The sequence below is a fragment of the Fervidobacterium sp. genome (assembly GCF_059913585.1).
The window spans coordinates 220446-242105 of record NZ_DBOLZL010000023.1; the positions used below are offsets into that span (position 1 = coordinate 220446).

The 21660-nt window shown below is 41.6% G+C and carries 36 protein-coding genes and 2 tRNA genes; all 38 read right to left on the bottom strand.

Going from position 1 to position 21660, the window contains the following annotated elements:
- Nucleotides 1-37: 37 nt before the first annotated feature.
- The 38 genes from rplQ to AC3M61_RS09800 all read right to left on the bottom strand — a co-directional run bounded on the left by rplQ (nucleotide 38) and on the right by AC3M61_RS09800 (nucleotide 21320).
- Nucleotides 38-424 carry a 50S ribosomal protein L17 gene (gene rplQ / locus AC3M61_RS09615; protein ID WP_500780625.1) on the bottom strand — a complete coding sequence of 129 codons (387 nt, stop codon included), beginning with the start codon at nucleotides 422-424 and terminating at the stop codon, nucleotides 38-40.
- A 1-nt stretch (nucleotide 425) separates the two neighbouring features.
- Nucleotides 426-1412 (bottom strand): DNA-directed RNA polymerase subunit alpha, encoded by a 987-nt coding sequence (locus AC3M61_RS09620; RefSeq protein WP_500780626.1) that lies wholly within the window; start codon nucleotides 1410-1412, stop codon nucleotides 426-428.
- 5 nt (nucleotides 1413-1417) lie between these two features.
- Nucleotides 1418-2047 (bottom strand): 30S ribosomal protein S4, encoded by a 630-nt coding sequence (rpsD, locus tag AC3M61_RS09625; RefSeq protein WP_064011000.1) that lies wholly within the window; start codon nucleotides 2045-2047, stop codon nucleotides 1418-1420.
- A 39-nt stretch (nucleotides 2048-2086) separates the two neighbouring features.
- Nucleotides 2087-2476 (bottom strand): 30S ribosomal protein S11, encoded by a 390-nt coding sequence (gene rpsK, locus AC3M61_RS09630; protein ID WP_064011001.1) that lies wholly within the window; start codon nucleotides 2474-2476, stop codon nucleotides 2087-2089.
- 74 nt (nucleotides 2477-2550) lie between these two features.
- Nucleotides 2551-2922, bottom strand: a complete 372-nt coding sequence (gene rpsM, locus AC3M61_RS09635; protein WP_014451903.1) for a 30S ribosomal protein S13 — start codon at nucleotides 2920-2922, stop codon at nucleotides 2551-2553.
- A gap of 32 nt (nucleotides 2923-2954) precedes the next feature.
- On the bottom strand, nucleotides 2955-3071 hold the full coding sequence (gene rpmJ / locus AC3M61_RS09640; protein WP_064011003.1) for a 50S ribosomal protein L36: 117 nt from the start codon (nucleotides 3069-3071) through the stop codon (nucleotides 2955-2957).
- A 43-nt stretch (nucleotides 3072-3114) separates the two neighbouring features.
- Nucleotides 3115-3378 carry a translation initiation factor IF-1 gene (gene infA, locus AC3M61_RS09645; protein WP_082204773.1) on the bottom strand — a complete coding sequence of 88 codons (264 nt, stop codon included), beginning with the start codon at nucleotides 3376-3378 and terminating at the stop codon, nucleotides 3115-3117.
- A gap of 47 nt (nucleotides 3379-3425) precedes the next feature.
- Nucleotides 3426-4175 carry a type I methionyl aminopeptidase gene (gene map / locus AC3M61_RS09650; RefSeq protein WP_500780627.1) on the bottom strand — a complete coding sequence of 250 codons (750 nt, stop codon included), beginning with the start codon at nucleotides 4173-4175 and terminating at the stop codon, nucleotides 3426-3428.
- Nucleotides 4172-4828 (bottom strand): adenylate kinase, encoded by a 657-nt coding sequence (locus AC3M61_RS09655; protein WP_500780628.1) that lies wholly within the window; start codon nucleotides 4826-4828, stop codon nucleotides 4172-4174. The genes map and AC3M61_RS09655 overlap by 4 nt, the downstream gene beginning before the upstream one ends.
- Before the next feature lie 21 nt (nucleotides 4829-4849).
- On the bottom strand, nucleotides 4850-6136 hold the full coding sequence (secY, locus tag AC3M61_RS09660) for a preprotein translocase subunit SecY (RefSeq protein WP_500780629.1): 1287 nt from the start codon (nucleotides 6134-6136) through the stop codon (nucleotides 4850-4852).
- Between the two features lie 2 nt (nucleotides 6137-6138).
- Nucleotides 6139-6594 (bottom strand): 50S ribosomal protein L15, encoded by a 456-nt coding sequence (gene rplO, locus AC3M61_RS09665; protein WP_029683940.1) that lies wholly within the window; start codon nucleotides 6592-6594, stop codon nucleotides 6139-6141.
- A gap of 20 nt (nucleotides 6595-6614) precedes the next feature.
- Complete coding sequence (rpmD, locus tag AC3M61_RS09670; protein WP_014451910.1) at nucleotides 6615-6800, bottom strand: 50S ribosomal protein L30; 186 nt, start codon at nucleotides 6798-6800, stop codon at nucleotides 6615-6617.
- A 3-nt stretch (nucleotides 6801-6803) separates the two neighbouring features.
- The gene (gene rpsE / locus AC3M61_RS09675) at nucleotides 6804-7334 is read right to left on the bottom strand and encodes a 30S ribosomal protein S5 (RefSeq protein ID WP_500780630.1); all 531 of its coding nucleotides are present in this window, start codon (nucleotides 7332-7334) and stop codon (nucleotides 6804-6806) included.
- A 25-nt stretch (nucleotides 7335-7359) separates the two neighbouring features.
- Complete coding sequence (gene rplR, locus AC3M61_RS09680) at nucleotides 7360-7728, bottom strand: 50S ribosomal protein L18 (protein ID WP_029683942.1); 369 nt, start codon at nucleotides 7726-7728, stop codon at nucleotides 7360-7362.
- 13 nt (nucleotides 7729-7741) lie between these two features.
- On the bottom strand, nucleotides 7742-8296 hold the full coding sequence (gene rplF, locus AC3M61_RS09685; protein WP_029683943.1) for a 50S ribosomal protein L6: 555 nt from the start codon (nucleotides 8294-8296) through the stop codon (nucleotides 7742-7744).
- A gap of 14 nt (nucleotides 8297-8310) precedes the next feature.
- The gene (gene rpsH, locus AC3M61_RS09690; protein ID WP_014451914.1) at nucleotides 8311-8715 is read right to left on the bottom strand and encodes a 30S ribosomal protein S8; all 405 of its coding nucleotides are present in this window, start codon (nucleotides 8713-8715) and stop codon (nucleotides 8311-8313) included.
- A gap of 17 nt (nucleotides 8716-8732) precedes the next feature.
- On the bottom strand, nucleotides 8733-8918 hold the full coding sequence (locus AC3M61_RS09695; protein WP_029683944.1) for a type Z 30S ribosomal protein S14: 186 nt from the start codon (nucleotides 8916-8918) through the stop codon (nucleotides 8733-8735).
- A 28-nt stretch (nucleotides 8919-8946) separates the two neighbouring features.
- Nucleotides 8947-9501, bottom strand: coding sequence for a 50S ribosomal protein L5 (rplE, locus tag AC3M61_RS09700; RefSeq protein WP_500780631.1), 555 nt, complete (start codon nucleotides 9499-9501; stop codon nucleotides 8947-8949).
- A gap of 13 nt (nucleotides 9502-9514) precedes the next feature.
- Nucleotides 9515-9838, bottom strand: a complete 324-nt coding sequence (gene rplX / locus AC3M61_RS09705; RefSeq protein WP_014451917.1) for a 50S ribosomal protein L24 — start codon at nucleotides 9836-9838, stop codon at nucleotides 9515-9517.
- 13 nt (nucleotides 9839-9851) lie between these two features.
- Nucleotides 9852-10220, bottom strand: coding sequence for a 50S ribosomal protein L14 (gene rplN, locus AC3M61_RS09710; protein ID WP_014451918.1), 369 nt, complete (start codon nucleotides 10218-10220; stop codon nucleotides 9852-9854).
- Nucleotides 10217-10525 carry a 30S ribosomal protein S17 gene (gene rpsQ, locus AC3M61_RS09715; protein ID WP_500780632.1) on the bottom strand — a complete coding sequence of 103 codons (309 nt, stop codon included), beginning with the start codon at nucleotides 10523-10525 and terminating at the stop codon, nucleotides 10217-10219. Before rpsQ ends, rplN begins: the two co-directional genes overlap by 4 nt.
- 5 nt (nucleotides 10526-10530) lie before the next feature.
- Nucleotides 10531-10731, bottom strand: a complete 201-nt coding sequence (gene rpmC, locus AC3M61_RS09720) for a 50S ribosomal protein L29 (protein WP_029683947.1) — start codon at nucleotides 10729-10731, stop codon at nucleotides 10531-10533.
- Nucleotides 10728-11156: a 50S ribosomal protein L16 gene (gene rplP, locus AC3M61_RS09725; protein ID WP_029683948.1), complete on the bottom strand. Its 429-nt coding sequence runs from the start codon at nucleotides 11154-11156 to the stop codon at nucleotides 10728-10730. The genes rpmC and rplP overlap by 4 nt, the downstream gene beginning before the upstream one ends.
- Nucleotides 11157-11239: 83 nt before the next feature.
- On the bottom strand, nucleotides 11240-11869 hold the full coding sequence (rpsC, locus tag AC3M61_RS09730) for a 30S ribosomal protein S3 (RefSeq protein ID WP_500780633.1): 630 nt from the start codon (nucleotides 11867-11869) through the stop codon (nucleotides 11240-11242).
- A 29-nt stretch (nucleotides 11870-11898) separates the two neighbouring features.
- Nucleotides 11899-12348 carry a 50S ribosomal protein L22 gene (gene rplV / locus AC3M61_RS09735; RefSeq protein ID WP_014451923.1) on the bottom strand — a complete coding sequence of 150 codons (450 nt, stop codon included), beginning with the start codon at nucleotides 12346-12348 and terminating at the stop codon, nucleotides 11899-11901.
- A gap of 14 nt (nucleotides 12349-12362) precedes the next feature.
- On the bottom strand, nucleotides 12363-12650 hold the full coding sequence (rpsS, locus tag AC3M61_RS09740) for a 30S ribosomal protein S19 (protein WP_014451924.1): 288 nt from the start codon (nucleotides 12648-12650) through the stop codon (nucleotides 12363-12365).
- Between the two features lie 38 nt (nucleotides 12651-12688).
- Entirely contained in the window at nucleotides 12689-13516 is an 828-nt protein-coding gene (rplB, locus tag AC3M61_RS09745) for a 50S ribosomal protein L2 (protein WP_029683950.1), read from the bottom strand.
- A 13-nt stretch (nucleotides 13517-13529) separates the two neighbouring features.
- Entirely contained in the window at nucleotides 13530-13832 is a 303-nt protein-coding gene (gene rplW / locus AC3M61_RS09750) for a 50S ribosomal protein L23 (RefSeq protein WP_014451926.1), read from the bottom strand.
- Nucleotides 13829-14500, bottom strand: coding sequence for a 50S ribosomal protein L4 (rplD, locus tag AC3M61_RS09755; protein WP_029683952.1), 672 nt, complete (start codon nucleotides 14498-14500; stop codon nucleotides 13829-13831). The genes rplW and rplD overlap by 4 nt, the downstream gene beginning before the upstream one ends.
- A gap of 86 nt (nucleotides 14501-14586) precedes the next feature.
- Nucleotides 14587-15216, bottom strand: coding sequence for a 50S ribosomal protein L3 (gene rplC, locus AC3M61_RS09760; RefSeq protein WP_029683953.1), 630 nt, complete (start codon nucleotides 15214-15216; stop codon nucleotides 14587-14589).
- A 20-nt stretch (nucleotides 15217-15236) separates the two neighbouring features.
- Entirely contained in the window at nucleotides 15237-15545 is a 309-nt protein-coding gene (rpsJ, locus tag AC3M61_RS09765; protein ID WP_014451929.1) for a 30S ribosomal protein S10, read from the bottom strand.
- Nucleotides 15546-15646: 101 nt separating this feature from the next.
- A complete protein-coding gene (gene tuf / locus AC3M61_RS09770; protein ID WP_029683954.1) occupies nucleotides 15647-16849 on the bottom strand; it encodes an elongation factor Tu in 1203 nt (400 codons plus the stop codon).
- 66 nt (nucleotides 16850-16915) lie between these two features.
- Nucleotides 16916-18994 carry an elongation factor G gene (gene fusA / locus AC3M61_RS09775; RefSeq protein WP_500780634.1) on the bottom strand — a complete coding sequence of 693 codons (2079 nt, stop codon included), beginning with the start codon at nucleotides 18992-18994 and terminating at the stop codon, nucleotides 16916-16918.
- 41 nt (nucleotides 18995-19035) lie between these two features.
- Entirely contained in the window at nucleotides 19036-19503 is a 468-nt protein-coding gene (rpsG, locus tag AC3M61_RS09780; protein ID WP_029683956.1) for a 30S ribosomal protein S7, read from the bottom strand.
- A 12-nt stretch (nucleotides 19504-19515) separates the two neighbouring features.
- A complete protein-coding gene (gene rpsL, locus AC3M61_RS09785; protein WP_500780635.1) occupies nucleotides 19516-19920 on the bottom strand; it encodes a 30S ribosomal protein S12 in 405 nt (134 codons plus the stop codon).
- A gap of 207 nt (nucleotides 19921-20127) precedes the next feature.
- Nucleotides 20128-20202: transfer RNA gene (locus AC3M61_RS09790), tRNA-Gln, on the bottom strand.
- A 30-nt stretch (nucleotides 20203-20232) separates the two neighbouring features.
- A tRNA-Val gene (locus AC3M61_RS09795) sits at nucleotides 20233-20307 on the bottom strand.
- Nucleotides 20308-20381: 74 nt separating this feature from the next.
- Entirely contained in the window at nucleotides 20382-21320 is a 939-nt protein-coding gene (locus AC3M61_RS09800) for an L-lactate dehydrogenase (RefSeq protein ID WP_029683958.1), read from the bottom strand.
- Nucleotides 21321-21660: the final 340 nt, after the last annotated feature.

A 21660-nucleotide genomic window follows, 5' to 3' on the forward strand; every position in this document is an offset into this window, starting at 1 on the left:
GCTGTGAATAATCAGTTCTCCATTGTTTGCTCAAGAATTACTCTTCAACAAGCTGGAGCACTGAAAGTTCTGCTCCGTCGCCTCTTCTTTGACCAACTTTAATAACTCTTGTGTAACCTCCATTTCTGGAAGCGTATTTTGGAGCTATTTCATCGACGAGTTTATTTACAAGTCTTCTGTCACCAAGTTCTGCAAATATTTGTCTTCTGAGAGCAACGCTTTCTGCTCTGTTTTCATCCTTAATTTTGTAAGCCTTTACTGCCTTTGTTATAAGTTTTTCTATGTATGTCTTTCCAACTTTTGCTTTCACCGTTGTTGTCATAATCGTTCCGTGCTCAATTATTTCTTTTGCAAGGTTTCTCATGAGAGATGTTCTGTGAGAACCGTATCTATTGATTTTGTTTCTCTTCATTCGATGTCTCATCTCATTTGTCCCCCTTTCTTAGCGAAAGACCGAATTTTTCTTTGAGCTTTTCCTTCACTTCTTCAAGTGATTTAACTCCAAAATTCTTGATTTTGAGCAAATCTTCCTCTGTTCTCTCGAGCAGGTCACCTATCGTTTCTATTTTGTCCCTCTTCAAGCAGTTTAGTGACCTTGCAGAAAGTTCAAGTTCCTCTATTTTCTTTGATGCAACATCTTCTGTAGATACGCTTTCTTCAACTACAGAATAAGTTTCTTGATACGCTGGGATAGGTAGTTCTTCAACATCGCTCAGGCTTTGTTCAATGAAGCTGAAGTGGTCCAGTATGATTTTCAGTGAATGTTTCAAAGCCTCAGCGGGTTTTATACTCTTTTTCGTCCATATTTCGAGTATCAATTTTTCAAAGTCAGTTCTCTTGTCAACACGCACGTTTTCAACGAGCCAGTTCACTTTCAAAACAGGGCTGTAAACACCATCCATGACAATCCAACCAATTTCTGGTCTCTCATTTCTTTCACTTGCAGGGACAAAACCCTTTCCAAATGTTGCGTAAAGCTCAACCTCAATATCCGCATCTTCATTAAGCGTGGCTATGTAATGATTTGGATTTACCACCACGACTCCAGCTGGGCATTGGATATCTTTTGCTGTCAATACGGCTGGTCCTTTCTTTTCAATAATAAGCTTAACGGGGGATTCGACGTATGCTTCTACGCGCAGCTGGACCTTTTTCAAATTCAACAAGATATCCATTATGTCTTCTTTAACACCTTCTATTGTATCAAACTCGTGGTACTTCTCAGGTTTTATGAACCTGACATCCGTGATTGCAAAACTGGGAATCGAAGAGAGCAAAACTCTTCTCAACGTATTTCCTATTGTAACTGCGTAACCTTTTTCAAGCGGCGAGATAGAGTATTTCGCATAGTAATGGTCTTCGTATTCGGCTTGTTCTTCGAGTCTGAACTTTCTTCCAAAGGTTTGAAGCATTAACATCACCTCGAGTAGAATTCAACGATAGCCTGAACATTGACTGGAAGGTCTGTAACTTCTTCGAGTTTTGGATTCCTGACGTATTTTCCTGTGAATTGGTCGTAATCCACTTCAAGCCATGGAGCAACTGCTCTACCTTTGTTAAGTTCGAGCGCTTGTTTTATCGGTTGAATTCCTCTGCTGCTTTCTTTTATGGAAATAACGTCGCCAGGTCTTACTTGGTATGATGGTATGTCAACCTTTTTGCCGTTTACAAGTATATGGCCGTGTGAGACAAGTTGCCTTGCAGTTCTTCTGTTGATGGCAAATCCAAGTCTATATACCACGTTATCAAGTCTTCTTTCAACCTGCGCAACCAAGTTTTCACGGGTATCGCCTGCTTGTTTTGCAGCTCGTTCATAGTAAATTCTGAACTGTTTTTCAAGCACACCGTATATCCTCTTCATTGTTTGCTTCGCCCTTAATTGCAAACCGTATTGTGTCAATTTCTTCTTTTCCCTACCATGTTGCCCGGGTGCAAAAGGTCTTTTGTCAAAAGGACATTTTTCGCTGAAACACCTTTCGCCTTTCAAATAAAGCTTCATTCCTTCTCTTCTGCAAAGCCTGCAAAGAGCACCTGTATATCGTGCCATTATTTTCCCTCCTTATCACTCAGACGCAAAATTCGTAAATTAGACTCTTCTTCTTTTCGGCGGTCTGCATCCGTTGAATGGGATTGGTGTGGCATCTCTTATGTTTTCAATTTCCAGTCCTGCTGCTTGGAGTGTTCTGATAGCTGTTTCTCTACCTGCACCAGGTCCTTTGACGATTACATCGACCCTCTTAATTCCCATCTTGAGAGCTTCTTTTGCTACCTTATCAGCTGCAAGTTGAGCTGCATAGGGGGTTCCTTTTCTCGTGCCCTCAAAACCTGCTGTACCACCGCTTCCCCATGTTAAAACGTTTCCGTTTGGGTCTGTTAATGTGACTATTGTGTTATTGTAGGTAGACTTGATATGCACTACACCATGGTCAACGGTTACCTTTTTCTTAGCTTTTGCTCTTGTTCGACCTTTCGCCATTTAGCTTTCCCTCCTTCGGTTCTTTCGGTCCTAAGAAATATAACTATCCTTCTTAACCTTTTAGGTCGTCAAATTTATTTACCTTTTTTCTTAATCCTGCTTGGTCTTGGACCTTTTCGTGTCCTTGCGTTCGACCTGGTCCTTTGACCTCTTACTGGAAGCCCCAGTTTGTGCCTTAAGCCGCGGTAACATCCGATATCTATAAGCCTCTTGATATTTCTCATAACTTCTGTTCTTAACTCACCTTCGACCTTGTAGTTCTGCTGAATGAAAGATGAAATCTTGCTGATTTCGTCTTCAGTAAGGTCTTTAACTCTTTTTTCTGGATCCACACCCGTGTTTTTGCAGATTTCAAGTGCCCTGGTCGGTCCTATCCCGTATATGTATCTAAGTGCGATGTGAACCTTTTTGTTGCTCGGTATTTCAACACCAACGATACGAGCCATTAATCTCCCTCCTCAGAAAATTTTCCACAATCTTATCCCTGTCTTTGGTTGTGTTTGGGGTTTACCTTACAAATAACGTAAACTCTTCCTTTTCTTCTAATAATCTTACAGTACTCGCATCTTTTTCCAACGGATGCTTTCACCTTCATAGTTACCTCTCCTTTCGGAAAAATTTTTCTGTTTTATTGTTATTCATTCTTCGTCGTCAAGTATCTCTTCTTCGCCTTTAGCGTCTATCTTCTTTCGATAGACTATCCGACCACGTGTAAGGTCGTAAACTGTTAGTTCGACAACTACACGGTCTCCCGGTACAAGTCTGATGAAGTTCTTTCGCATTTTTCCGGAAACGTGTGCTAACACTTTGAACCCGTTGTCGAGTTGTACTCTGAACATAGCGTTAGGTAGTGCTTCAACTATTGTTCCTTCCATTCGTATGACGTCTTCCTTGTTTTTCAGAAAAATCACCTCTCAGCCTTCCAAAACTTCCCACGTTTGTTAACAACTTACATAGTTGTCAATACCTCACAACCGTTCTCCGTAATCACAATAGTGTGTTCAAAATGTGCCGCGCGTTTACCATCAACGGTAACTACCGTCCAACCATCTTCCAAAACAACTACGTGCCAGCCGCCTTCAGTAACCATAGGTTCTATAGCAAGTGTCATTCCCGCCTTTAAAACTAAACCCGTTCCTGGTTTGCCATAGTTTGGAACTTGTGGGTCTTCGTGAAGTTGTTTTCCTACACCATGACCGACAAAATCCCTAACAACGTTGAATCCATGGCTTTCTACATAGCTTTGTATTTCGTAAGATACATCTCCCAACCGTACGCCTGGTCTTATTAATTCTATTGCACGCATCAGAGATTGTTTGGTAACTTCAACAAGCTTTTGCCCAGTTTCATCTGTTGACCCTACAATAAACGTGGCGGCACCGTCTCCATAGTATCCTTCGTATATTGCTCCAACGTCTACTGAAACAATGTCACCTTTTTTGAAAACTTTACTTTTTAAAGGAAAACCGTGTATAACCTCTTCATTTACTGAGACGGTAGTGACATAAGGATATCCTCCGTAACCTTTAAAAGCTGGTTTACAACGATGTTCTTTGATAACTTTTTCTGCTATTATTTCTATATCGTGTGCAGTTGCACCCTCAACTACTACCTTCTTTGCTTCCTCAAGAACAGCCGCAACTGCACGTCCTGCGATTCTCATTTTCTCGATTTCTTGTTTGGTCTTAATTCGTATCATTTCTTTTCGATACCACCCAATATATTAAACAACATTTTCATTACTTCTTCTACACTTTTTCTGCCATCTAAAGTAAAAAGTTTGTTTTGATTTCTATAATATTCGATTAACGGCGACGTTTTTTCGATATAGACTCTGTATCGGCTTCTAACAACTTCTTCCTTGTCATCTTCTCTTTGAATTAGTTGTCCACCACAATCGTCACAAATTCCATCTTGTTTTGGTGGGAGTGTGATTAAGTTGTAAACCTTACCACATTTAGAGCACACTCTTCTGGTTGAAATCCTTTGGACAACGGTTTCTTCATCGACTTCGAAGTATATAGCTCCATCCAATGTTCTACCCATAGCAGAAAGCATACTGTCTAATGCTTGAGCTTGGTTTAGCGTCCTTGGATATCCATCCAAAATAAAACCATTTGCGCAGTCTGGTTGCTTTAATCTCTCCTCAACCAAGGCATTCGTTAGTTCGTCTGGAACGAGATTTCCAGAATTCACTATGTCCTGCACTTTCTTTCCGAGTTCCGTTCCTTTTGCAATCGCTTCTCTAAATATATCGCCTGTTGAGATGTGTGGTATATTGTATTTCTCGACTAACCTTTTTGCATAAGTTCCTTTTCCAGCACCCGGAGGTCCCAAGAAAACCAGGTTCATATCTTCACCTTCTTACTCTTCTTATCTTCTACCGGCAATTTTTCCCTTCTTAACAAAACCTTCGTAATTTCTCATTATGAGGTGTGCTTCTATCTGCTGAGCTATATCAAGTGCAACACCAACAGCGATAAGAGCGCTCGTTCCACCAAGCCAGATGTTAACTCTTGTTATGCCCTCAACAAGATATGGAAGCAAGGAAATACCGACCAAGAAGATGGCACCTATAAACGTCACTCTGTTAAGCACGTAAGTAATGTATTCTTCCGTTGGTTTTCCGGCTCTGATACCAGGGATAAATCCACCGTAACGTTTGATATTTTCTGAAATGTCCTTTGGGTCGATGACTACAACGCTGTAGAAGTATGTGAAGAAGAATATCAACAACGCGTAAATTATTATCATAAGTGGACTCTGCATACTAAAAACTTTAATTGCCCACTGTGCACCTGTGATTTGCGCAATTGCTTCCGGGATGCTAACTATCGCCCATGCGAAGATTATTGGGATAACTCCAGAGTGATTGACTTTTATCGGCAGATACGTGCTCGTTCCACCGTATATCCTTCTTCCAACCATTCTTGTAGCATATTCGATTTTGATTCTTCTTTCAGCTTGTTGGACATAAATTATAGCAACAACCATGAATACTGCAATTGCGATAAGGAAAATCCAACCAAATATGTTGAGATTTCCAAGAACCGCATTCCTGAAGTATGCAGGATATCTCGAAACAATACCAGCAAAAATGAGGATACTCACGCCATTCCCAATACCTTTCTCAGTAATTCTATCACCTATCCAGAGCAAGAACATAGTTCCAGCAACAAGGGATACCGTTGAGACAAATGAGAACAACCACTTGTTGACTGCAATTATTCCTTGATAACTGTTAGCTAAGCCAAACGAAACAACAAATGATTGGAGCGCTGCAAGACCGATTGTTAGATTCTTCGTATAATGCTGGAATTTTTTCCTACCTTCTTCTCCTTCTTTGAGAAGTTCTTTGAGAGAAGGAATAATGGAAGCAAGAAGTTGCATAATAATTGATGCGTTAATGTATGGTGTAACGCTCATTGAGAATACGGAGAATCTGCTAAAGGCACCACCGGTAAAAACGTCATAAAAACTAAGAACGCCACCGGCAAGGCCGGTGCCCTGCTTGGAAAGCGCTTCCCCCCAAGCTTTGATGTTTATACCAGGAACTGGGACGTAAATCCCCAACCTGAAGACAAGCAACATTAAAAATGTAAAGATAACCCTATCCCGCACCTCTGGAATCTTCATCGCATTGCGCAGCGCTTTCCACATTATTAGATCACCTCTATTTTACCGCCGACTTTTTCTATCTTTTCCTTCGCCTTTTCACTAAATTTGTGTGCCTTCACTACGAGTGGCTTTGTTATTTCTCCTCTGGCAAGTATCTTAACACCATCATAAATCTTGTTAATTATCCCTTTCTCCAAAAGAACTTCAGGTGTTACTACGTCGTTGCTCTCGAATTTTTCCTCAAGTGTGTCAAGGTTAACAACAGCATAGACTTTCTTAGTGAAGTTCTTAAATCCGAACTTTGGAAGTCTTCTGTGCAGTGGTGTCTGTCCACCTTCCATCCATGGACTGACCTTACCTTTACCTCTTGCTTTTTGTCCCTTGTGTCCCTTACCTGCTGTCTTTCCTTTTCCGGAGCCTTGACCTCTTCCAAGACGTTTGAACTTTTTGTTTGAACCGGGAGTCGGTCTAAGCTGGTCTATAGTAAGAATTTCAGGCATTTCTTATTCCCTCCTTATCATTATTCTTCTATCTCTTCAACCTTAAGAAGGTGCTTTACCTTTTCCACCATACCTCTAATCTGTGGTGTGTCGTCCTTAATTACAGTCTGGTGCATCTTTCTAAGTCCAAGTCTTCTGACTGTATCTTTTTGGTCGTATTTGTATCCAATAGGACTTCTTACAAGCGTAATTTTCAATTTCTTCATATCTTAGCCCTCCTTTTTGACTCCACGAACTACTTGAGCAGGGGTTATATCTCTTAGTGCTGCTATCTTTTCAATTGGATAGAGATTCTTTATCCCATTTATTGTTGCTTGAGCCATTACAACCGGGTTTGTTGAACCCATTGCTTTGGTTAGAACATTTTGAATACCCGCTAATTCAAGAATAGCACGAACTGTACCGTTTGCGATGATACCGGTACCAGGGGCAGCGGGCTTCATGAGTATCTTTGCAGCGTCCTGCTTACCAACGACTTCGTGTGGTATTGTTCCTTTCACAACAGGTACCTCTATCATGTTTCTCCTTGCACTTACAAGCGCTTTTCTAATAGCATCGGGCACTTCTCTTGCTTTTCCAACACCAATGCCGACTTTACCATCCCTATTGCCAACAACGGCAAGTACTCTGAACGAAAGGTTCTTACCACCTTTTGTAACCTTTGTTGTTCTTCTGATTTCTATTATCCTTTCCTCAAATGTCTCGGCAGACTGTTTTATCTTTTCTGTAATTTCTGACACTGTGAGCACCTCCTAACCTACACAATTAGAATTTCAATCCAGCTTCTCTTGCAGCATCCGCAAGAGCCTTAACTCTTCCATGGTATTTGAATCCGCCACGGTCAAAAACAACGGTAGTGATACCCTTTGCCAATGCCCTTTCTGCAATGATTTTTCCTACCTCTTTAGCTGCTGCTACATTCCAAGTCTTTTTAACCCTTTCCTTTATGTCTTTCTCAACCGTGGATGCTGCAACAAGTGTTCTTCCGACGGTGTCATCTATTATCTGTGCATAGATGTGCTTTTCGCTTCTGTAAACAGCGAGTCTTGGCCTTTCGGGTGTTCCAAATATTTTTTTCCTTATTCTTCTATGCCTGACAAGCCTCAATTTCTTGCGGTCTTCTCTCTTAATCACGTTTTATACCCCCTTATGCTTTCTTTCCTTCTTTGAGTCTGATAACTTCGTCTACGTATTTAATACCTTTTCCACTGTATGGGTTAGGTTCTCTCCATTTTCTGATATCAGCTGCAACTTGGCCTACTCTTTGCTTGTCAATACCACTAACAATGATTTTGTTTGGTGCAGGGACTTCAACTTTCACATCAGATGGTATATCCATTTCAACAGGGTGAGCATATCCAAGGTTCATGATAAGCTTGTTACCTTGGAGTTGTGCCCTGTAACCAACACCTACGATTTCCAGTTCTTTCTTGAACCCTTCTGTAACACCGATTACCATGTTTCTTACAAGTCTCCAGTATGTTCCAACCATAGCTTTAAATTTCTTTTCATCCGCTTTTCTCTTTGCAACTTCGAGGTTTGGTGAGAACCAAACTTCGTTACCTTCTACCTTGATGTTCACATATGGGTGGGTAGCGAGTTTCAACTCGCCCTTTGGACCCTTTACTTTTATTTCAGAGTCGGTGATTGTTAACTGGACATTCGATGGAAGTACGACGGGTTTTTTCGCAATACGAGACATGTAGCTGCACCTCCTTACCAGATGTAGGCGATAACTTCTCCACCGACTCCAAGTTCAGCTGCTTCTTTGTCGGTGAGCACACCTTTGGATGTTGAGAGAATAGCTATTCCTAGTCCATTCTTAACTCTTGGGAGGTTTGCTTTACCAACATAAATCCTTCTCCCAGGTTTAGAAACACGCACAATCCCGTGAATTACTCTTTCTCTGTTCTTTCTTGAACCTTTGTATTTCATCTGAATTCTGAGTATGCCCTGTTTACCGTCTTCAATATATGTGTATCCTTTTATGAATCCTTCTCTTACAAGAATATCAGCTATCGCCTTTTTGAGGTTAGAAGCAGGAACATCTACTTGGTCTTTGAAAACAAGGTTTGCGTTTCTTATTCTTGTAAGCATGTCAGCTATTGGGTCGCTCCACACGGTTAACACCTCCATGATTACCAACTTGCTTTCCTAACGCCCGGGAGTTTTCCCTCGTTAGCGAGTCTTCTGAAACAAACTCTGCATATTCCGAACTCTCTGTAAACTGAGTGAACCCTTCCACAAATATGGCATCTTGTGTATTCTCTAACTTTGTACTTTTTTGGCTTCTTCCATCTTTCAACCATTGATTTTTTTGCCATTTAATATTCCCTCCTCACGATTATCATCTTACTGCTTTCTGAATGGGAAGCCAAGCAATTCCAAAAGTCTTCTTGCTTCCTCGTCCCTCTTCGCTGTTGTCACAATTATTATATCCATACCCTGGATTCTTTTAATTTGGTCTGGTGAAATCTCTGGAAAGACGAGTTGTTCTGTTAAACCAAAGCTGTAATTTCCTTTTCCATCGAATGAGTTTGGATTAAGTCCTCTGAAGTCCCTAACTTTTGGAAGAACAAGATTGACAAGTTTGTAAACAAAGTTGTACATCCTTGGTCCCCTGAGCGTGACCTTAACACCAATTGTCATGCCTTTTCTGATTTTGAAGTTGGATATACTCTTCTTCGCTCTCGTAATGAGAGGCTTTTGACCAGTAATTAATGCAAGTTCTCTTGCGTGCGCTTCAATGATTTCTTTATTTCTCGCACCTTCTCCAACACCCATGTTAATAACAACCTTAACTAGCTTTGGAACTTCGTGGATATTTTTGTAACCAAATTCTTTCATTAACGTCGGTACCACTTCTTTAAGGTATTTATCTTTCAGCGGTACGTATTCGTAGGCCATTTTTTACTCCTCCTTACTTCTTATCTATGATTTCTCCGCATTTCTTGCAAAATCTCACTTTTGAACCGTCTTCAAGCACTTTAAACCCTACTCTTGTTGGTTTATCACAGCTTGGGCACACGAGCATGACTTTTGACCAGTAAAGTGGTGACTCTTTCTCGATAATTCCTCCCTGCCTCAGCTGTCCGGTAGGTCTTTGGTGTCTCTTTACGACGTTTACTCCTCTGACAAGAATCTTCTGTTCCTTTGGGAGAACTTGTATAACTTCTCCTCTCTTACCTTTGTCTCTTCCAGAAATAACTTGAACTGTATCACCTTTTTTAATCTTCTGTGCCATCGATTACCACCCCTTACCATACTTCTGGAGCAAGAGATACAATTTTCATGAATCCTTTTTCTCTGAGTTCCCTTGCCACTGGTCCAAAAACACGTGTTCCCTTTGGCTGATTAAACTTATCAAGCACTACGGCTGCATTGTCATCAAATCTTATGTAACTTCCGTCTGGTCTTCTAATCTCTTTTCTTGTCCTCACGATAACTGCTTTGACAACATCGCCCTTCTTAATATCTGTGTTTGGTACAGCTTCCCTAACACTACAAACTACAATATCACCAACTGTTCCGTACTTCTTGTGAGAACCTCCAAGCACTCTGATAACCCTTAAAACCTTAGCACCAGAATTATCCGCCGCTACGAGGTAGCTTTCGTTCTGTATCATTGTTCACTACCCCCTTCAAGTAGTTCCGTGTCTAATACCTCTGTCTCAGGCGTTTCTCCAAGTTTTGAACGTTCAACGATTCTTACGACAACCCATCTTTTCAGTTTGCTGAGGGGTCTTGATTCTTCAATTTCAACTATGTCTCCTACTCTGCAAGCATTATTCTCGTCGTGAGCATAGAATTTCCTGGATCTTTTAACGTATTTTCCAAACTTTGGATGCTTAACAAGTCTTTCCACTTTAACAGTTACAGTCTTATCCATTTTATCGCTTACAACAACTCCGATGAATCTTTTCTTAGGCATGTGGATTACCTCCTTATACCAAGTTCACGTTCGCGAAGGATTGTTTTGATTCGTGCGATGTCCCTTTTAGTTTTTTGAATCAAGCTGGAATCTCTGAGTTCTCCCATCGCGTTTTGGAATCTCAAGTTCATTAGTGTTCTTTTCTTTTCTTCTAAAAGCTTTAACAATTCTTCATTGCTCATATTTCTGATTTCCACAGGCTTCATACTGCTTCACCACCTATGTGATGTCTTGTAACTATCTTTGTCTTTATCGGGAGCTTTGTTGCCGCGTATTCGAGCGCTCTAATGGCTGTTTCTTCGTCCACACCACCGATTTCAAACATTACCTTTCCAGGCTTTACTACAGCAACCCAACCTTCAACATTACCCTTACCCTTTCCAAGTTTTGTTTCAGGTGGATGTTTTGTATATGACTTATCTGGGAATATCTTTATCCAAAGTTTTCCTTCCTTTTTGAGAGTCCTTGTTATCGCCAACCTGCAAGCTTCTATCTGTTGTGCTGTAATCCAAGCCGGTTCTAATGCTTTAAGGCCGTATTCACCAAAGGCAACTAATGCTCCACCTTTTGCATCGCCTTTTGTTCGGCCTCTTTGCTGTTTTCTGTATTTTACTCTTTTCGGCATCAACATGGTTTTGCTAACCTCCTTTTACACCATCGTGTCACGTTCTCGAGTCGACAGTTTCAAACTAAAATTACGTCAGTAGACGTTAGTTATATGTTTGCATCGCCTTTGTATATCCAAACTTTCACACCTATGGTTCCGTATTTTGTTTCTGCTCTGGCTGTGGAGTAATCAATGATAGCTCTAAGTGTCTGGAGTGGGAGTCTTCCCTTTAAATACCACTCGGTTCTTGCGATTTCAGCACCTGCCAACCTACCAGAGACCATTATCTTTATTCCCTTTGCTCCCCTTCTCATCGCAGCAGCAATTGCTCTTTTCATAACAATCTTGTAAGAAGCCCTCTTCTCAATCTTTTGTGCAATCGATTCTGCTACAAGACTTGCCTCGGTCTCTGGCGTTTTGACTTCAACTATATCAACACCGAACTTCCTGTTGAATTTGCTCTCGAGTGATTGTCTGAGTTCTGTTATGCCAGCGCCTTTTCTTCCGATAAGAATTCCAGGTCTTGCTGCGTGGATAGTGACCAATACTCTTTCTGCATCTGGCCTTTGGATAAATACTCTTGCAATACCTGCTTGGTTGTACGTCTTCTTTATAAAGTTCCTGATGGCTTCATCTTCGAGTAAGTATTCGCTGTATTTTTTCTCATTGAACCACTGTGCGTCCCAATCTGCCGTTAATCCGAGCCTAAAACCCTTTGGATGAACTTTTTGACCCACCTATATCACCTCGCAAGCATGTTTTTGTATTATTTTGCATTTTCTTTGTATTCTTTTTCTTTTTCTCTGTCCCTAACAACAACAGTTATATGGGACATCCTTTTTTGAATGATGTCCGCTCTACCTCTACCACGTGGCCAAACTCTCTTCATTCTTGGTCCGTCGTTTACATAACATTCTGCAACATAAAGGTTATCTTCGGAAAGTCCGAAATTATTCGTTGCATTCGCTACTGCAGATTTTAGCACATTATACACGATTCGTGCAGCCTTTTTAGGCGAAAATTCAAGAATTGTATACGCTTCTGAAACATTTTTACCCCTTATGGAGTTAACAACAGCTCTTGCCTTCCTTGGAGATATGCGGACAAACCTTGCAACAGCACGTGCTTCATACTTTGGTAACGTTGCAAGAACCTCTTTACGTTTCGCATGGAACTTGGACCTTTTGAGTCCTTCTCTTTTGACGATGGGTTGCATTATATACTCCCTCCTTATTTCTTGACCTCACCTTTTTTAGCTGATTTGTTCGTGTGACCTCCAAATCTCCTGGTGAACGAGAATTCGCCAAGCTTGTGCCCGACCATGTTTTCTGTTATGTAGACCGGAATGTGTTTCATACCGTTGTAGACAGCAATTGTGTGGCCAACCATTTCGGGAACAATTGTACTTGCCCTACTCCATGTTTTTATAATCTTCTTTTCACCAGTTTCGTTAAGCATTCTTATTTTCTTTAACAGTTTCGGATCTACGTAAGGTCCCTTTTTACTGGAACGGCTCATTTATTACACCTCCTGATTGCTCAACACTTATCAGCTTATTAAGCGTTCCTTCTTCTTACAATGAATTTATCGCTTGGTCTCTTACCTCTTCTTGTCTTGTAACCCTTCGCTGGAACGCCCCATGGACTCTGTGGATGGTGACCTTTACCTCTACCTTCTCCACCACCGTGTGGGTGATCAACTGGGTTCATTACAACACCACGGACGTGTGGTCTTCTACCTTTCCATCTTTCCCTACCTGCTTTACCGGAAACTTCGTTTTTGTGGTCTTCGTTTCCTACAACGCCAACCGTTGCATAGCATCTCACATGAACTTTGCGAAGCTCTCCGGAAGGCATTCTAAGAAGTGCATAGTCGCCTTCTTTTGCCATTAATTGACAAGAAACACCTGCACTTCTTGCTATTTTAGCACCACCACGTGGGTAGAACTCTATGTTGTGAACAATTGTACCAACTGGTATGTTTTCAAGTGGAAGTGCGTTACCTGGCTTTATTTCAGCGTTTGGTCCAGCCATCACTGTGTCTCCAACGTTTAAACCGTTTGGAGCAAGTATGTATCTCTTTTCACCATCGGCGTAAACAAGCAGAGCAATTCTTGCTGTTCTGTTAGGATCGTACTCTATCGAAACAACTTTCGCGGGAATATTTTCTTTTTCCCATCTTCTGAAGTCAACTATCCTGTAAAGCCTCTTGTGGCCACCACCCCTGAACCTCACCGTAATTCTTCCGTGGTGGTTCCTTCCTCCTGTCTTCTTAAGAGGAACTACCAACGACTTTTCGGGTTCTGTTTTTGTAATTTCCGAAAAGTCTGGTATGACCATGAATCTTCTACCTGGAGTTGTTGGCTTGAATCTTTTAAGACCCATTGTTATTCACCCCTTACGCTTGGAGTTCTTTAATCGTGTAGCCTTCTGCTAATTTGACTATGGCTTTTTTCCATTCTTTTGTATGTCCTTCTCTTGCCATATAACCTCTTCTGAGGTCTCTTTTGGGCTTTGGCTTCACGATGAGTGTATTTACACGTTCTACTTTAACGTTGAAAAGTTTTTCAACTGCTTCTTTTATCTCTTTCTTATTTGCATTTTTGTCTACTTCGAACACGTATTCTCTTTCTGCTCTCAGGTTCATTGACTTTTCACTGATAATTGGTCTAATGATGATGTCAGAATAATCTTTTCTCATTTTCCGAGCACCTCCTCAATTTTACGAACGGTGCCCTCAGTAAGGACAACCTTTGAGGCGTTGATAATATCGTAAACGTTCAATCCGTCGATGTTATTTCCTTCGTTGTTGTTCGGGTTATCTGCGATGATAACCTTCACACCAGGAATGTTCCTTCCGGAAAGTTTTACATTCACGTAAGAATCCTCTTTCTTTGGAAGAACGAAAAGAACCTTTTCGTCAGCGATTCCGAGAGCTTTCAAAACTTCTCTCATCTGTTTTGTTTGAGGTTTATCAAATCGTATGTCACTCAAAACAATGAGGTTCCCTTCTCTGAATCTTACTGAAAGTGCAGACTTCAATGCAAGTCTTTTCATCTTCTTGTTCAATCTCTTCAAGAATTTCCTTGGTTTCGGACCGTGAGCAACACCACCGTGTCTCCAGTGAATAGCCCTTATCGAGCCTTGCCTTGCCCTACCGGTGTGCTTTTGTGGCCACGGTTTCCTTCCACCACCGGACACTTCTCCTCTGGTCTTTGTCGATGCAGTTCCCGCTCTCGCGTTTGTAAGTTGCATGTCGATGTAACGCCACATAACATCAAGGTTTGGTTCGATGTTAAAAACTTCGTCACTAACTTCGATTGTTCCAATCTTCTCACCTTTCACATTCCAAAGTGCCACATGTGCCATGTTCTTCTTCCTCCCTTACTCCGTTTTCGGAGCACGTCCCTGAACCACATCAGAAAGCGCCATGCTTCAAATAGTATTTAGAACAATCACTTATCCACTTTTACAGCGCTTCTGATGAGAACAAGGCTGCCCCTCGCTCCTGGCACTCCACCTTTAACCGCTATAAGGTTATTTTCGAGGTCAACTTTCACAACTTCCGAATTGAGTATTGTAACCCTTTCGTTTCCATACCTTCCAGGCATCTTCTTACCTTTGAAAATCCTTGCTGGTTCGGTGTGCTGACCGACAGAACCAAGTTCTCTGTGGAATTTCGCACCGTGTGATTTTGGACCACCCTGGAAGTTCCATCTCTTCATTGCACCTGCGAAGCCTCTACCTTTTGTCCAACCCGTAATGTCAATTTTATCGCCTTCTTGGAAAATTGCAACTGTGATTTCTTGTCCGACAGAGTATTCGTCTACGTTGTCTACTCTAAATTCTTTTAATACTCTCATAGGTTTCACGTTTGCCTTCTTGAAAACTCCAAGAAGTGGTTTTGTGAGTTTCTTTTCACTCACTTCTTCAAATCCAAGCTGGACTGCATTGTATCCGTCTTTATCAACGGTTTTTTTCTGAACAACAACACATGGACCAGCCTTCAAGACCGTCACAGGAACAACCTTGTCATCTTTCCACAAACGGGTCATTCCAATTTTTCTAGCAATTATAAATTTCATCATAAAACACCTCCGAGGACTCACAGATTGATTTCAACGTCGACACCTGCTGGAAGGTTTATCTTCATCAGAGCGTCAATCGTTTTTGAGTTGGGTTCAATGATATCTATAAGTCTCTTGTGGATTTTCTTTTCAAATTGCTCACGTGAGTCTTTATGTTTCAATGGGGATCTTAGAACAACGTAAAGCGTTCTTTCCGTTGGTAGTGGAATTGGTCCAGAAACCTTCGCATTTGTCTGTTTAGCTACTTCCACTATCTTCTTAGCAGATTCGTCTAGCAATCTATGGTCATATGCCCTGAGTCTGATTCTAATTTTCTGTCCTGGCATGTCTTACCCTCCTTCTTAGAAAAGGGGGGGAACCCCCCCGATTACCGTTTTGTCAAAGAGCCATTTACTCTATTTACATAATCAAGTCCTGAAAAATCAGATTACTCAATTATTTCAGAAACAACGCCTGCTCCAACCGTTCTTCCACCTTCACGAACTGCGAACCTCATACCTTTTTCGATAGCAACTGGGTAGATGAGTTCAATTGTCATTTCGACGTTGTCACCAGGCATAACCATTTCTACACCAGCTGGGAGGTCAACAATTTCACCTGTAACATCCGCTGTTCTGATGTAGAATTGTGGTTTGTAACCTTTTGTAAATGGCGTGTGGCGTCCACCTTCTTCTTTCTTCAAAACGTAAATGTTCGCTTTGAACTTTTTGTGTGGTGTAATGGAACCTGGTTTTGCAAGAACTTGTCCTCTTTCTACCTCGTCTTTGTCAATACCTCTGAGCAGACATCCAACGTTGTCACCAGCAATTGCTTCATCGAGTTCTTTTCTGAACATTTCAACGCTTGTGATAACTGTCTTCTTAATTTCGTAGCTCATACCGATAATTTCAGCTTCAACACCTGGTTTAATTACACCACGTTCGATTCTTCCTGTAACAACTGTACCCCTACCTGTGATTGAGAACACGTCTTCAACTGGCATGAGGAATGGTTTGTCAACTTCACGAACTGGTTCTGGGAAGTAGTTATCCATTGCATCAAGAAGTTCCTTGATTGGTTTGTATGCTGGGTCGTTGGGATCGTTTGGTGCTTCTACTGCCTTGAGAGCGGAACCTCTGATTACTGGAACTTCGTCACCAGGGAATTCGTATTTGCTGAGAAGGTCTCTGACTTCCATTTCAACAAGGTCAACAAGTTCTGGGTCGTCGACCATATCAACTTTGTTGATGAAAACTATCATTGCTGGAACGTTAACTTGCCTTGCAAGAAGGACGTGTTCTCTTGTTTGTGGCATTGGACCGTCTGTTGCTGCAACAACAAGGATTGCACCGTCCATCTGAGCTGCACCTGTAATCATGTTCTTGATGTAGTCAGCGTGTCCTGGACAGTCGATGTGTGCGTAGTGTCTCTTTTCTGTTTGATATTCAACGTGTGTTATGTTGATGGTAATACCTCTTGCTCTTTCTTCTGGTGCCTTGTCAATCATTTCGTATGGTGTGTACTCTGCCCATCCAAAGAATGAACAGTACTTTGTGATAGCTGCTGTAAGTGTTGTCTTTCCGTGGTCAATGTGTCCGATCGTACCGACGTTCATGTGAGGCTTGGTTCTTACAAATTTTTCCTTTGCCATACCTTTGACCCTCCTTCTTCACCTATGGTGGAGTATAGTTTTGTGTTCTTATTAATTGTTCTTAAATTAAGCACCTTTCAGTATCTTTTCCGCAACTTTGTCAGGCACTTTGTCGTAGTGTGAAAGAACCATTACGTAGTTTGCTCTTCCTTGAGATAGCGACCTGAGTGTTGTTGCGTAACCAAACATTTCACTTAGTGGCACGAGCGCCCTTATAACTCTCAAGTGTCCCCTGTTCTCGAGTGCATCGATATGCGCTCTTCTGGAATTCAAATCTGCAATGATGTTACCCATGTATTCTTCTGGTGTAGTGACTTCAACTTTCATTATCGGTTCCAGAAGAACTGGTGCACCTTTTTCCATCGCTTCTTTAAACGCCATGCTTGCCGCTATCTTAAACGCCATTTCTGATGAGTCAACTTCGTGGTAAGAACCATCAACAAGTGTAGCTTTGACTCCTACTACCGGATAGCCTGCGAGAACACCAACTTGCATTGCCTCTTTGATACCTTCCTCGATTGCTGGGATGTATTGTTTTGGTATCACACCACCAACAGTTCTGTCTTCGAATTCAAATGTCTTGTCAAGGCTTAGAGGTTCGAATTCAACAACAACGTGTCCGTATTGACCTCTACCACCGCTCTGTCTAATGTACTTACCTTCCGCTTTCACAGGTCTGGTTATCGTTTCTCTGTAGGCAACCTGTGGTTTACCAACCCTAACGTTTACGTTGAACTCTCTTTTTAGCCTATCCACAATGATTTCTAAATGGAGTTCACCCATACCTGCAAGAATTGTTTCTCCAGTCTCTTGGTCAACATATGCTCTAAGTGACGGGTCTTCTTCGAGAAGTGCTTGCAATGCTTTTGATAGCTTTGTTTCGTCGTCTTTAGTTTCCGGCTCGATAGCGATAGATATAACAGGTTCAGGAAATTCCATCTTTTCAAGAATTACGTGCGTTCCTTCTTCACACACAGTATCGCCTGTAATTGTGCTCTTCATTCCTATAACACCAACAATGTCTCCAGCCCTTACATATTCAACGTCTTCTCTCTTATCTGCGTGTAAGAATATCAACCTTGAAACGCGTTCTTTCACACCTTTAGTAGTGTTAATAACGTAACTTCCTTTTTCCAAACGTCCACTGTAAACACGTAAGAATGTAAGTTTACCAACATATGGATCAGTTTGTATCTTGAATGCGTAAGCCACAAAAGGTGCATCTTCTTTTGGAAATACCTGAACTTCGTTACCGTTTTTGTCGTATCCTCTGACAGGTGGCAAATCAAGTGGAGATGGGAGATACCTGATAACTCCATCCAAAAGTGGTTGAATGCCTACATTCATCTTGGCAGAACCACAGAACACTGGTGTTCCAAGGTTCCCTATCGTGATTCTTCTTAGAGCGTCGTGAAGCTGTTCTTCTGTAGGCTCTTCTCCTTCAAGATAGAGCATCATTATTTCATCGTCTACTTCGGCTATTTTTTCAATCATGTCTTCCCTGGCTTCTTCTGCTTTTTCGCGCCATTCTTCAGGTATCTCTTCGTAAACATATTCCGTACCTTCTGGATTCAGCCACCTGATGGCTTTCATTTGAATCAGGTCAATGATACCCTTGAAGTCGCTTTCAGCCCCCATCGGAATCTGGACTGGAATAGGATGGGCGCCAAGCCTTTCAACCATAGTCTGAACAGCCATTTCGAAATCCGCACCGGTCTTATCCATTTTGTTCATGAATGCGATTCTTGGAACGTTGTATTTATCAGCTTGTCTCCAGACTGTTTCAGACTGTGGTTCAACACCAGCAGTCGCGTCAAAAACAGCTATAGCTCCGTCCAGAACCCTTAGCGACCTTTCCACTTCGATTGTGAAATCCACGTGTCCTGGTGTATCGATTATGTTTATTCTGTGACCTTTCCAGAAACACGTTGTTGCTGCTGATGTTATGGTTATACCTCTTTCCTTTTCCTGTATCATCCAGTCCATCGTAGCTGTTCCATCATCAACGCTTCCGATGGTATGCTTTCTTCCAGTGAAAAAGAGAATACGCTCGGTCGTTGTTGTTTTACCGGCGTCAATGTGAGCCATTATTCCGATATTTCTAAGCTTATCCAAGTCAACGTATAAAGCCTTTATCTCTTCCATAGTTTCCTCCTCGAAGGCACTTTCTCTTTTGTCTTTTTAAATTACCATCTAAAGTGTGCAAATGCTCTGTTAGCTTCCGCCATTTTGTGAACGTCGTCTCTCTTCTTAATAGCAGCACCTGTATTGTTGTAAGCGTTCAAAAGCTCTTCTGCAAGCTTCTCCTTCATTGGTTTACCCTTCTTCGACCTTGCAGCCTCAACTATCCATCTAATTGCAAGCGCTGTTTTTCTTGGTTCCTGGACTTCAACAGGGACTTGATATGTTGCACCGCCAACCCTTCTTGGTCTAACTTCAACGACAGGTTTGACGTTTTCTACTGCTTGCTTGAAAACTTCGATACCACTCTTTCCTGTTTTTTGCTCAAGAATTTCGATTGCGCCGTACACTATTTTCTGAGCGATTGACTTCTTTCCGTCCCACATAACTTTATTAATCATTTTAGTTACAAGGACTTCACCATAAACTGGGTCTGGTGGGACTACCCTAACCTCGGCTCTTCTTCGCCTCATCTAATTCCCTCCTTATTTCTTACCCTTAGCTGCCGCAGCTGCACCCGCTTTTGGTCTCTTGGCACCATACTTACTTCTGCTCTGGCGTCTGTTCTCAACACCAGCTGCGTCGAGGGTTCCACGGATTATCTTGTATCTAACACCTGGCAAGTCCTTAACCCTTCCACCTCTAACAAGCACGATAGAGTGCTCTTGTAGGTTGTGTCCTATACCAGGAATGTATGCGGTAACTTCTATACCGTTTGAAAGTCTAACCTTTGCAATCTTTCTCAAAGCGGAGTTTGGTTTCTTTGGGGTCATTGTGGAAACCCTAACACAAACTCCTCTTTTCTGTGGGTGTCCTTGAAGCGCTGGTGACTTAGATTTCTCCTTAACTTTCTTCCTACCATGTCTCACTAACTGATTAATCGTTGGCATCTTAACCCTCCCTTCAAACTCTACATTCGTGAGATATTATAACCACGCATTTTCAAAAATACAATAAAGCCCGTGTGAATTTTTTGTTTCGAACACTCAGTCGGGCGTTTTTGATAAGGGTATAAAATATAAATACAACCATAAAAGAAAATCCAAAATAAAGGGCGCGAATGCGCCCAACATTTTTCTAAGCTTCATTTGGAAGGTTGGCTGGGGCGGTAGGACTCGAACCTACACAACTGGAGCCAAAGTCCAGGGTCCTGCCAATTAGACGACGCCCCAGCGCTTTGTTTTTAAACGCTCATAAAAAACTGGTGGGTGCGGCAGGGATTGAACCTACGACCTCTTCCGCGTCAAGGAAGCGCTCTCCCACTGAGCTACGCACCCACACTTCGTCAAGCGATACACATTTTACTATGATACTCTAAATCTGTCAAGGGGATTTTTTGATAATCAGAAAATTAAATTAACATCGCGGCTTCTATTTCTTTTATGGCTTTTTTTATAACTTCTTTTGAATATTCAAATTTTTCCTGTTCGTCTTTTGCTAACTTTAGATACATTATCCTTTCAACGCCTTTCCTACCTAAAACCGCAGGATATCCGATATACACATCATCAACATACACTGAAGGTGTCCAGACTCGATGTTCGTTTTTCCAAATACTATCTATTAGTTTTGCGGTAACAGCACCTATAGCAAGATTTGTTGCACCCTTTTTCTCAATTATTTTGTAGGCAGCCGTCCTTACCTCATGTGCTATTTTTTCGAAAGAAATGCATGGAACCGTTTCGCTTTCTCTTCTCTCACACTTTTTACAAAAGTCTGTGAGTGGCACCCCACCAACCATGGCATTCGAAAGCGGAATAAATTCACTATCTCCATGTTCTCCAATAACGTATGCATGAATACTTGCTGGGGAAATGTCTAAGTTTTTTGCCAACAAAGCTCTCAATCTCGCCGTATCAAGTGTTGTGCCAGTGCCAAATACTTTGGAAGTGTGTAATCCAGAAAATTTCCATATGAAGTAGGTTAAAACATCGACAGGATTTGTTATGTTTATAACTATGCTATCTTTCGAATACCGTGCAATATTTTCCGATATTTCTTTTATTATCCTAACGTTATCAACAAGAAGCTCAAGTCTTGTTTCACCCGGTCTTTGCGCTCTACCAGCGGTGATGATAATAAAGTCACTATCTTTTGTATCTTCTGGCTTGCCGGCATAGATATTGCAATATTTGAAAACGGCGGATGCGTGAAGTAAATCTAAAGCCTCTCCTTCAGCTCTGGCTTTGTCAATATCAACGATAACTAATTCATCTGCAATGCCATAATGAAGTAACGAAAACGCTACACTAATTCCTACACGCCCAGCTCCATATATGCTAACTTTCATGCTTATCACCTCCAAGACACGCGCATCGAAATTCATATGACTTTACAAATTTGTTCTTTTTAATTATATCATACTATTTTAATTAGTGCTATCTAATTCCAAAGAATTTTAAGAGTCATAGAAACAATCGAATAGGAGCTGGTCAATTAGGTATTTACTCAAAGTTCTTTTACAACACTGTACATACCGATCGGTATACTGGGTTTCCTTGGTTGTCATGCGCGACTGCGCACTGGATTGTGTTTCTCGAACCGTCGTTGATGGAACTAACACTCCTTGGTTTTCCTCGGGTTTCACCCTTCTTTCTCCAAACTATTCCTCTACGGTTCAGCTACTCATC

Coding starts and splice junctions, on each gene's coding strand:
- AC3M61_RS09655 (WP_500780628.1), bottom strand. CDS start 4,828: ATGAACCTGGTTTTCTTGGGACCTCCGGGTGCTGGAAAAGGAACTTAT.
- rplP (WP_029683948.1), bottom strand. CDS start 11,156: ATGTTGATGCCGAAAAGAGTAAAATACAGAAAACAGCAAAGAGGCCGA.
- rpmJ (WP_064011003.1), bottom strand. CDS start 3,071: ATGAAGGTGAAAGCATCCGTTGGAAAAAGATGCGAGTACTGTAAGATT.
- rpmC (WP_029683947.1), bottom strand. CDS start 10,731: ATGAAGCCTGTGGAAATCAGAAATATGAGCAATGAAGAATTGTTAAAG.
- rplO (WP_029683940.1), bottom strand. CDS start 6,594: ATGCCTGAAATTCTTACTATAGACCAGCTTAGACCGACTCCCGGTTCA.
- rpsS (WP_014451924.1), bottom strand. CDS start 12,650: ATGAGCCGTTCCAGTAAAAAGGGACCTTACGTAGATCCGAAACTGTTA.
- AC3M61_RS09620 (WP_500780626.1), bottom strand. CDS start 1,412: ATGCTTCAAACCTTTGGAAGAAAGTTCAGACTCGAAGAACAAGCCGAA.
- fusA (WP_500780634.1), bottom strand. CDS start 18,994: ATGGAAGAGATAAAGGCTTTATACGTTGACTTGGATAAGCTTAGAAAT.
- rpmD (WP_014451910.1), bottom strand. CDS start 6,800: ATGAAGAAATTGAAAATTACGCTTGTAAGAAGTCCTATTGGATACAAA.
- rplD (WP_029683952.1), bottom strand. CDS start 14,500: ATGGCACATGTGGCACTTTGGAATGTGAAAGGTGAGAAGATTGGAACA.
- rplE (WP_500780631.1), bottom strand. CDS start 9,501: ATGGCCTACGAATACGTACCGCTGAAAGATAAATACCTTAAAGAAGTG.
- rpsM (WP_014451903.1), bottom strand. CDS start 2,922: ATGGCTCGTATCGTTGGTGTTGAAATACCGAGCAACAAAAAGGTTCAC.
- AC3M61_RS09695 (WP_029683944.1), bottom strand. CDS start 8,918: ATGGCAAAAAAATCAATGGTTGAAAGATGGAAGAAGCCAAAAAAGTAC.
- tuf (WP_029683954.1), bottom strand. CDS start 16,849: ATGGCAAAGGAAAAATTTGTAAGAACCAAGCCTCACATGAACGTCGGT.
- map (WP_500780627.1), bottom strand. CDS start 4,175: ATGATACGAATTAAGACCAAACAAGAAATCGAGAAAATGAGAATCGCA.
- secY (WP_500780629.1), bottom strand. CDS start 6,136: ATGTGGAAAGCGCTGCGCAATGCGATGAAGATTCCAGAGGTGCGGGAT.
- rplX (WP_014451917.1), bottom strand. CDS start 9,838: ATGGCACAGAAGATTAAAAAAGGTGATACAGTTCAAGTTATTTCTGGA.
- rpsK (WP_064011001.1), bottom strand. CDS start 2,476: ATGGCGAAAGGTCGAACAAGAGCAAAAGCTAAGAAAAAGGTAACCGTT.
- rpsJ (WP_014451929.1), bottom strand. CDS start 15,545: ATGCCAGGACAGAAAATTAGAATCAGACTCAGGGCATATGACCATAGA.
- rpsD (WP_064011000.1), bottom strand. CDS start 2,047: ATGGCACGATATACAGGTGCTCTTTGCAGGCTTTGCAGAAGAGAAGGA.
- AC3M61_RS09800 (WP_029683958.1), bottom strand. CDS start 21,320: ATGAAAGTTAGCATATATGGAGCTGGGCGTGTAGGAATTAGTGTAGCG.
- rpsG (WP_029683956.1), bottom strand. CDS start 19,503: ATGAGGCGAAGAAGAGCCGAGGTTAGGGTAGTCCCACCAGACCCAGTT.
- rplB (WP_029683950.1), bottom strand. CDS start 13,516: ATGGGTCTTAAAAGATTCAAGCCAACAACTCCAGGTAGAAGATTCATG.
- rpsQ (WP_500780632.1), bottom strand. CDS start 10,525: ATGCCTAAGAAAAGATTCATCGGAGTTGTTGTAAGCGATAAAATGGAT.
- rplN (WP_014451918.1), bottom strand. CDS start 10,220: ATGATACAGAACGAAAGCTACCTCGTAGCGGCGGATAATTCTGGTGCT.
- rplW (WP_014451926.1), bottom strand. CDS start 13,832: ATGAGAAAAGATTATTCTGACATCATCATTAGACCAATTATCAGTGAA.
- rpsL (WP_500780635.1), bottom strand. CDS start 19,920: ATGCCAACGATTAATCAGTTAGTGAGACATGGTAGGAAGAAAGTTAAG.
- rplQ (WP_500780625.1), bottom strand. CDS start 424: ATGAGACATCGAATGAAGAGAAACAAAATCAATAGATACGGTTCTCAC.
- rplC (WP_029683953.1), bottom strand. CDS start 15,216: ATGAAATTTATAATTGCTAGAAAAATTGGAATGACCCGTTTGTGGAAA.
- rplF (WP_029683943.1), bottom strand. CDS start 8,296: ATGTCTCGTATTGCGAAAAAACCCGTCGTACTTCCATCGAATGTCCAG.
- rplV (WP_014451923.1), bottom strand. CDS start 12,348: ATGCAACCCATCGTCAAAAGAGAAGGACTCAAAAGGTCCAAGTTCCAT.